The 7,710-nt window shown below is 72.8% G+C and carries 10 protein-coding genes; all 10 read right to left on the bottom strand.

What is annotated here, in order from left to right; all coding sequences use genetic code 11:
• Positions 1-69: 69 nt before the first annotated feature.
• Positions 70-990, bottom strand: a complete 921-nt coding sequence (locus ACFO3J_RS27450) for a DUF317 domain-containing protein (protein WP_386434682.1) — start codon at positions 988-990, stop codon at positions 70-72.
• A gap of 19 nt (positions 991-1,009) precedes the next feature.
• Complete coding sequence (locus ACFO3J_RS27445) at positions 1,010-1,849, bottom strand: DUF317 domain-containing protein (RefSeq protein ID WP_386434679.1); 840 nt, start codon at positions 1,847-1,849, stop codon at positions 1,010-1,012.
• A 97-nt stretch (positions 1,850-1,946) separates the two neighbouring features.
• Positions 1,947-2,777, bottom strand: coding sequence for a winged helix-turn-helix transcriptional regulator (locus ACFO3J_RS27440; protein ID WP_386434676.1), 831 nt, complete (start codon positions 2,775-2,777; stop codon positions 1,947-1,949).
• 47 nt (positions 2,778-2,824) lie between these two features.
• Entirely contained in the window at positions 2,825-3,364 is a 540-nt protein-coding gene (locus ACFO3J_RS27435; protein WP_386434673.1) for a hypothetical protein, read from the bottom strand.
• Positions 3,365-3,385: 21 nt separating this feature from the next.
• The gene (locus ACFO3J_RS27430) at positions 3,386-4,537 is read right to left on the bottom strand and encodes a hypothetical protein (protein WP_386434670.1); all 1,152 of its coding nucleotides are present in this window, start codon (positions 4,535-4,537) and stop codon (positions 3,386-3,388) included.
• Positions 4,534-5,202 (bottom strand): hypothetical protein, encoded by a 669-nt coding sequence (locus ACFO3J_RS27425; RefSeq protein ID WP_386434667.1) that lies wholly within the window; start codon positions 5,200-5,202, stop codon positions 4,534-4,536. Before ACFO3J_RS27425 ends, ACFO3J_RS27430 begins: the two co-directional genes overlap by 4 nt.
• Positions 5,199-5,684, bottom strand: coding sequence for a type II toxin-antitoxin system RelE family toxin (locus ACFO3J_RS27420; protein WP_386434664.1), 486 nt, complete (start codon positions 5,682-5,684; stop codon positions 5,199-5,201). Before ACFO3J_RS27420 ends, ACFO3J_RS27425 begins: the two co-directional genes overlap by 4 nt.
• Positions 5,681-6,457: a glycosyl hydrolase gene (locus tag ACFO3J_RS27415; RefSeq protein ID WP_386434661.1), complete on the bottom strand. Its 777-nt coding sequence runs from the start codon at positions 6,455-6,457 to the stop codon at positions 5,681-5,683. Before ACFO3J_RS27415 ends, ACFO3J_RS27420 begins: the two co-directional genes overlap by 4 nt.
• The gene (locus ACFO3J_RS27410) at positions 6,454-7,056 is read right to left on the bottom strand and encodes a DUF4913 domain-containing protein (RefSeq protein ID WP_386434658.1); all 603 of its coding nucleotides are present in this window, start codon (positions 7,054-7,056) and stop codon (positions 6,454-6,456) included. The genes ACFO3J_RS27415 and ACFO3J_RS27410 overlap by 4 nt, the downstream gene beginning before the upstream one ends.
• Before the next feature lie 158 nt (positions 7,057-7,214).
• On the bottom strand, positions 7,215-7,385 hold the full coding sequence (locus tag ACFO3J_RS27405; RefSeq protein WP_386434655.1) for a hypothetical protein: 171 nt from the start codon (positions 7,383-7,385) through the stop codon (positions 7,215-7,217).
• Positions 7,386-7,710: the final 325 nt, after the last annotated feature.

Raw genomic sequence — 7,710 nt, 5'->3', positions numbered from 1 at the left:
ACAACCGGGTCTTCACCCCCGAGCGGCCGGCCGCGCAATCGGCTTGACTTCATCATTGAGACTCCCGGGTCAGCGGCGGTGAGCCGGGGCCGGCAGGCTGGCCGGCGGGGTGGACACGGGGGTATTCCGGGGGCCGTCCGCACGGTTGGGTGCCGGGGCGGCGGTGCGGCTTCGGGCGGCCTGGACGCGGAGGTCGGCCGCTGTCCGCGGATTACGGGCAGCGCGGTGGACGGCCTGGGTGACAGCGGTGCGGCGCACGTCGAGCGGTGTCGGCGCCCGCGGTGCCGCCGGTGCGGGCGGGTGGACGGGGGTGAGCGTGACCAGGTGCTCCACGGCCGGGTGGATGGCGTGGCGTTCGCGGATCACCGGCGTGGGGTCGGTCATGGCGGCGGCGCTGGCGGCGATCAGGTGGGAGGGGGTGCGGCTGGTGAAGACCGCCTCCGCTCGGGTGCCCCAGCCTGGGGGCCCGGCCCATAGCATGATGGTCTTGTCGCCCCGGCTGGAGAGGGTGGTGTCGACCAGGGCGCCGGCCTGCCCGTCGGGGGCGATGATCTCGACGGTGCCACGCTCGGGCGCGCGGCGGATCCATCCGGCATCGGTCAATGGCTTGACGGCGTCGGTCCAGTACATCGAGGGACGGGCCAGGAAGCGGTGGTCGCCTGCGTCGTAGTCGTGTTCCAGCGCGGTGGTGAGGCCGGCGACGATCTCGCCTGGGGTGACGTGGTTGAAGGTGGCGCTCCAGTGGGGCCCGGAGGCGGCGTCCTCGGCGGCGGTGATTTTCCACAGCTCGAAGTCGTCGCCGAACCAGCCGATGCGGATGCGCTGGTCGGGGGAGGAGACCAGGAGTTGGCAGGGGCCCTCGTCCAGGTAGTGGTGCGGCCAGTGGGCGACGGGTGCGAAGCCGGCGTCTCCGGTCCCGTCGGACCCGGCGAGGTACCGGGGGGTCACGCGGTATTCGCGCCACTGCTCGTCCGTTGCGTCATACAGCATGGGAGCGCTCCTCCGGTGGTCAGCGGCGCCGGAAGGGCACGGGCGGGACGGGGTCCGAGGTGGCGGGGCCTGGGGGCGGGGCGGCGGCGGCCGGGTGCGTGTGCGGGGTGCGGGCGAGCGCGGCCGATTGGCGGCGGTCGGGATCCGGCTCGGGGGCGGGCGTGGTGGTGACGTAGGGCAGTTTGCGCTCGGGGATGCCGGAGCGGGGCCGCTCGACGGGTTCGGTGCTGCTGAACGCCCGCGCGGTCTCGGTGAGCAGATACAGGGGTGTGCAACTGGTGAAGTCGGCGTGCCAGCGCTCGCCGTCGACTCCATCGACACGGGCGTACATCGTCCACATCGCCCGGCCGTCACCCTTTAGCTCGGTGTAGTCGTCGACGTCATAGTCGCGCTGGCTGAAGTAGGCGCGGCCGTCCGGGGAGTGCTGGGACAGGTCCACGTCGCTGTGCTCGGTGCGCCAGCCGCGCTCGGCCAGAACATCGGCGGGAAGGGCTATCTCGTTGTCGGGCCCGAAGTGCGAGGGGTGGGGATGGTCGCTTTCCAGGCACTCGACCAGCGCGTCGGTGAAGGCGCTGGTTATCTCGGTGGGGGTGTTGCGGCTGAACGACGCCGACCAGACCGGCATGCCGAGCGGCTCGTGGTAGCGGGTGATGCGCCAGCCGCCGTCGCGGCTGTTGGGCAGGTAGGCGACGTGGACGTCGTGGTGGGGGCTGACGAAGATCTGCCCAGCTTCGGTGCTGGTCCAACCCCAGTCGCGGTGCGCGTACAGGGCGTTGCCGATGGCGGCGGGGTTGCCGCGCCCGGCCAGATACGCGGGGCTGACCAGGACCGGCTGGTCGTCGGGCTGCTGGGTGCTCATGAGGGGGGCTCCGGGTGGGGTGGGGCCCGCGCGCTGTCGGGAACGGCGCGCGGGGCAGGGATGGGCGGAAGCGTTCTGGCTCTGGGGTCCATGTGGATCACCTGCTGCGGGAGGGGGAGGACTGGGCGGTGATGGTGGCCGGCACCCGTGGCTGCGGCTGCGGGGCGTGGCTGAACAGGCCACCGGGCGCGGCGGGGCTGCGGCGCAGTGCTGCCGCCGTCCGTATGCCTTCCGGTGCGGGCCGGGCCGCGCTGCGGGTGCGGGTAGCCCGGGGGCCGGGACCGGCGGCGGGTCGCGCTGCGGCGGTCGGGTCGCTCCAGTGCTCGACGGCGGCGTAGACGGGGCCCAGCGCTGCTCCGGCGTCGGTCAGGACGTAGGGATCACGGCTGTGGGGTCCGGTGCGGGTGACCAGGCCGTCGAGCTGGAGCCGGATCAGGCGGTGATGGGTGTGGTTGTGGTCGAGTCCGGCCTGCTCGGCGAGTTCGACGAACCGCAACGGGCCGTCGCCCAGCGTCTGGATTACGGCGGTGGAGTGGCGCAGGTACAGCCGCCGTACCGCGTCCTCGACGCGCTCGGCGCCGGCCATCCGTCCCGGCAGGTAATCCTGGGACCACTCGGCGAGTCGCCGGTGCACCGGGGCCAGCGCGGCGCCGGACGCGCTGAGCCGGTAGGGGGCTCCCGGGAGGTCTTCGGCACGGGTGACCAGGCCGTCGGCGTGCATCTGGGCCAGACGCTTGCCGACGAGCTGCTCGCTCACGAACGGAACGCGGGCTGCCACGTCCCGCACGCGCATCGGGTCACGCTGGGTGGCCAGGGTCTGCGCGACCCAGGTGGTCCACTTCGGCGCGATCCGGGACAGCGTGTCCTCGACGCGTTGGGCGTCGATGGCGCTGACCTGCGGGGTGCCGGGCTGAGCGAGGATGGACATGACGTACTCCATGAGGCCGGTGGACGTAAGGAAAGGGACGGGGGAGGTCAGTGGGTGCGCTCGGCGCGGAGCTGCCGGAGGACGAGGCCGAGGCGGCGATTGCTGACCTGGATGCCGCGGTCGCGCAGGGCCAGGCGCAGGGCGTCGCGAGTGAGGCGGGGCAGGCAGACGGCGGCGTCGCGGGCGGCGTCCATGAGGTTCTCGTCTTCGGGACTACGACTGGTGTGGCGGGTGGAGGTCCGGCCGGCACCGGGCTGGTCGAGCAGCAGACGGACGTCCAGCAGGTCCCACAGCGCCTCGGTCTGGGACTGCTCCTGCTGTTCCAGGTAGAAGAGTTCGGCGATGTAGGGGCGCAGGCGGTCATCCCGGGGGCTCCCGTCGGCGACGGCTTTTTGCAGTGTGGTGCGCAGGGCGCGGTGTGCGGCGCGGCCCTGTTCGCCGGTCTGCTCCAGGACGGTCAGGCGGCGCAGCACGATCGGCAGAACCGGGTCGGCGCAGCGGCCGGCGGCGACTTCGCGCTGCAGGCGCTCCAGCGGGCGGCCGTACCGGTGCTCGACCAGGCGGCGGGTGTGGAGGGTGGTGGACATGGGCGTTTCCTTTCGGGCAGGTCAGCGGGTATGGGTGGGCTTCGCCGGATCGGCGGCGCCGGCGTTGGCGGCGGGGGTGTCTGGCGGAGGGGAGGGGTGGGTGTTCCGGGTGCTGCGGAGCAGGGCGGCGGTGGTGCGCGGGTCCTGGGCGCAGCCGGCGCGGAAGGCGGCTTCACCGGAGTCGGTGAGGGAGAGCTGCTGGCCGAAGTTCAGTGAGGCGCCGGTGTCCCGCTCGATCCAGCCCCGCTCCTGCATCGCTTCCACCGTGGCGGTGGAGATCCGCACCCCCGAGCCGGTGTAGATGCCCAGCCCGGGGCGGAAGGCGCGTTCTTTCAGCAGCACCCCGCCGCGCTTGATCTCCTCCAGCGCCAGCAGCTCCTCGCGCGTAGGGAGCGGGTCGACGGCAGGATCCGAACTGCCCGCTCCCCGAACCGGATTGGCAACCACGCGTGAGGCGGCCCCGGGGCCGGAGGCTGTCCCGGCGGCGACATCGGCTGCCCGCAGGGCTTCCTGGCCCGGCGGCGTCAGCGACAGGAGCTGGCCCTGCGTGGGCGTGGTGCTGGTGTCGATGTCGAGCAGGCCGTCGGCGAGCATCCGCTCGACGGTCTTCGCCCAGACCGGGACCAGGACGCCGGTGCCGTCGGAGAGGTACCAGTCCTGCTCGGACAGCGCGCTCTGCTTCAACCGCAACCCACCGCGCTCCACGGCACGCAGCGCGTCAATCTGCTGATCGCCGGCGATGGCCCAGTCGTCGTCCCGGCCCGGCGCCTGCTTTGCCGCATGCTCAAGCGTCGGTCGGAGCCCGGCGGATGCCGTCTGACCGGCTTGGGGAAGCAGCCGTTGGTAGGCGGATACGGTTCGGGTCAAGTGCTGGTAGGCGGCGCTGCGCCGGGCGGCGAGAACGGCCGTGTCCAAGACGCCGTACGAGCCGCGCATCCCCGCGTGCTCGCCCCGGTTGAGCGGTTCGAGCAGGTCGATGGCGCTGCGGGCTGCACGGGTGAGGCGCTCGTGGAAATCGTCGACTTCGTGGGCGGTGGTGGCGACCAGCCTCCCCACGATCCACAGGGGGTCGTCCAACGGGTGGCGGTCGGTCAGGGTCCACGGGTCCTCGACACCGAGTTCGGCGGCGACCAGGTGCGCGCCAGGCCGAACGGCCGGGTCGTGGGCGTTCAACGCGCCGCCTCCATCCGGGTCAGCAGGGTGCGCACCAGAGTCGGCAGGCTGTCCGGGCCTTCGCCGATCCGCAGATGGCCGCCTGCTTCGCCCAGCACATACGCCGCGTCCTCGGCCAGGCCACTGGCGATCTCCATGCACGCGTCGGTGATCCGGGCAGCGGCCAGCAGCGACTGCGACAGGACCTCGACGTAGTCACTGGACGACAGCCCGGCGGTCTCGGCGGCAGCGCGGATGGCCGCCAGCTCCAGCACGCTGAACCCGAAGCCCGCCCCGGCCGTGCCGTCCTCCTGGGGGAACAGCGGGGCCAGGGCGGCATCGGGCGGTGCGGCGGGGATGCCGGCCTGGGTGCAGATGCGGTCGACCGCGTCGGTCAGCTCGGCCAGGGACTCGGTCAGCCAGCCCAGGGCGGCGGCGTAGGAGGCGAGCGTGAACAGCTCGGCCGGGGTGTCGGGGATCGGTTCGTCGAGGAAACCCTCCAGCCGTTCGGTGAGTTCGCCGACGACCGTGGGCCCGGCGGACAGCGCGCCGAGGACGGGGTGCAGGTAGGAGCGGGTGGCCGGGGTGGGGTATTCGGCGGTCAGGACGCTGGAGATGCTGTGGGCGGCGCCGGTGAGCAGGTCGGCCAGCTCGGCGCGGGACAGCGGGGTGCGGTTGGTGGTCATCGGATAGCCTTTCGGGCGGTGTTGGGCGTGCTGGTGCTGTAAGCGACCGAGACGGTCGGGGAGTTGGCGGTGAGGGCCTCGGCGTGGGGGGAGCGGGCGCGGGCGGCGCGGATGCGGGCTGCGGTCGCCGGGTCGGGCGGCGGGGTCTGCGTGCGACCCGTGCGGTGCTGGGCGGCGCGGTAGACCGCGTAGTCGGCGCGGGGGCCGGCAGCGACCAGATAGACCTCGCGCTCGTGCTGCGAGGTGGCCGGTGCGGGCCTGAACTGGACGACCAGCCGATGCGTGGCCAAGTCGGATCCCACGCCGAGGATCACCTTGTGGAAGCCTTCGAGGCGTCCGGTCAGGCGGCGGGTGGCGACCTTCTCGCCGTTGACGAGGTCCTGCAGGTGCAGCAGCGCCTGGTCGCGGATCGGTTCGGGGAGGTTGCGCAGGTCGGTGAGGGCGTCGGGGTGGGCGGCGAAGGCGCGGCGGGCGAGGGTCACAGCGACCTCCCCGGACCGGGCCGCTGCACCGACACTGTCGAGGGCGCGGGTGCGGGGATGCGGTCGAGACCGCAGGCGGTCACCGATCCGGCGTGGCCGGTGGAGCGCGCGAGTGCGACGGAGGCACGCAGGGCATCGGCGGCGAGGTGGTCGTCGGGCGCCGGTGGCAGCGGGGTGCTGCGGTCCTCCAGCCAGTCCCGGGCCGTGTCCTCGTCGGGGAACGCGCCCTCGCGCACGGTGTAGGTATGCGTTGCGGGGTCGACTACTTCGAGGAAGACCCGGACCGGCTTCTCGGCTGCGGCGCTGTCACGCGCCAGGGTCCAGTTCTCGCACGGGTTGTCATCCCAGGTCCAGGTGTCGATGACGTCGTAGCGCTGCCCGCCGTCGCGGATCATTTGCTGCACCCGCACGGTCTGCTCGTCGGCCGCTTCCACGAAGTCGCCCTCAGCCAGGGCGATCTTCTCGGGCGGGCACCCGCGCTCAATCAGCCAGGCTTGCGCGAACGGCACGCTGGCGTGGTACTCGCTTTCCAGCGTGAAGGTGCCCAGGCCGAAGTCGCGGGCGACCTTGATCGCGGCGACCTGCGGTGCCCCTGGCACGCCCCAGGTCGCGGAGGTGTCGTGGGCGACGACGTAGCTGTGCGACCGGTGCGGAGCGGTGTGGTGTTCGGCCAGGACCGTCAGGTCGCCAGCCCACAGCAGGCTTTCGGCCTGCTCGGAGTCGAGGTCGGCGGGTTCGAGGTCGTCCAGGGCGAAGTCCAGGTCAGCGGTCACCGGGCACCGTCCGCGGTTACGGGTGCCGGGGTGGCGAGCAGTCGGTGGGTCGGGCGGGCCGGGCTGGTGGTGCACGCGGCGAACGGCCCGTCGGGCGCCCGCAGATGGACCAGCGCCTGGTCGAGATGGTCACGCTGCCACGTGGAGGGACCGGACAGGCCCGCCTCGGAGTCGGTGAGCTGCTGCCAGGCCAGCCACAGGGCATGCAGCCGTGCGACGGCTTCCGGGTGCTCGTACCACTTCTCGCACCACGGGCGGGTGGTGCTGATCTCCCGGCCGTAGACAGGCAGGAACAGGTAGTGCACCCAGTCGGCGAGCGCGGCCAGCTCGGTGGCGTACTTCTCGCCCCCCAGGGCGAGGATGAACACACTGCTCGGACCGCCGTCCGGTGCGGCGGCAGCCGCGGTGTCGGGGGCGGTGTCATCGGCCCGTGCGGCAGCGGCAGCGGTGTCGGGTTCGGAGCCGAGGCGGTCGAGGATGACGCCCTGCTGGCGGACCTCGGCCATGGTCGCGGCCAGCGTGCTGGCCAGGTCGTCGAGGTTCTCGTCGGGGACGCGGAACGGCTCGGGTTCGGGGGCGACGGTGGTGGGATCGGACATGGCGCTTCCAGGGGTGGGTGAGCAGGACGGAGGCGGCGGGCGCGGGGGCGGGGTTCTTCTGGCGGCCACGGCTGTGCTCCTCGGGAAGGAAGTGGGCATGGGGAAGAGGATGCGGAGGATCCTCGATTTGGCCGGTCCGGGAAAAAGCGGTAGTGCGGCTACAGCCGCGGGCAGTGGTGGCAGCGCGGGAACGGCGGGCGAAGCAACTGGACTGCTCGGGCTGCTTGTTGGGGGACGACTCCGTTGCCGAGCGCGGTGAGCTGGGCGGGGCGGCCGAGTCCGGGTGTGGCGGTCACCCAGCCTTCGGGCAGGCCCTGCATCCACTCCACGAAGTCCGCCCGAAGGCGGCCACCGTCATCGGTCGGCGGGGGTGCGGGGCGGGTGAGGGTCTCCCATCGGGTGGTGGCGGCGCCGTACGGTCCCCATCGCCGCTCGGACGCTGCGCGTTGGGGGTCACCTCCGTCCACAGCGGTAGGACCACCGTCGGCAGCGCCAGTCGCCGGCCCTTGTCCGGACGGCGTCCAGGAGTGCCGATCTCGCCCGCCGACGGCCTGGGCAGCAGCGAGGCCGCCGCCGACGGGAGCGTCAAGTCGCCGTTGCCGTGCCGCTGGCGGGGGGAGCCCTTGATCCCGTCCGACGCCTTCGGCGTCGGCA

This window comes from Streptomyces polygonati (assembly GCF_042650325.1).
Classification (GTDB): Bacteria; Actinomycetota; Actinomycetes; order Streptomycetales; family Streptomycetaceae; genus Actinacidiphila; species Actinacidiphila polygonati.
This window is presented reverse-complemented; position numbering and strand designations above follow the sequence as displayed.

Excerpts from the sequence above, each read along its gene's own strand:
- ACFO3J_RS27450 (WP_386434682.1), bottom strand. The coding sequence starts at position 990 with ATGCTGTATGACGCAACGGACGAGCAGTGGCGCGAATACCGCGTGACC.
- ACFO3J_RS27445 (WP_386434679.1), bottom strand. The coding sequence starts at position 1,849 with ATGAGCACCCAGCAGCCCGACGACCAGCCGGTCCTGGTCAGCCCCGCG.
- ACFO3J_RS27440 (WP_386434676.1), bottom strand. The coding sequence starts at position 2,777 with ATGTCCATCCTCGCTCAGCCCGGCACCCCGCAGGTCAGCGCCATCGAC.
- ACFO3J_RS27435 (WP_386434673.1), bottom strand. The coding sequence starts at position 3,364 with ATGTCCACCACCCTCCACACCCGCCGCCTGGTCGAGCACCGGTACGGC.
- ACFO3J_RS27425 (WP_386434667.1), bottom strand. The coding sequence starts at position 5,202 with ATGACCACCAACCGCACCCCGCTGTCCCGCGCCGAGCTGGCCGACCTG.
- ACFO3J_RS27410 (WP_386434658.1), bottom strand. The coding sequence starts at position 7,056 with ATGTCCGATCCCACCACCGTCGCCCCCGAACCCGAGCCGTTCCGCGTC.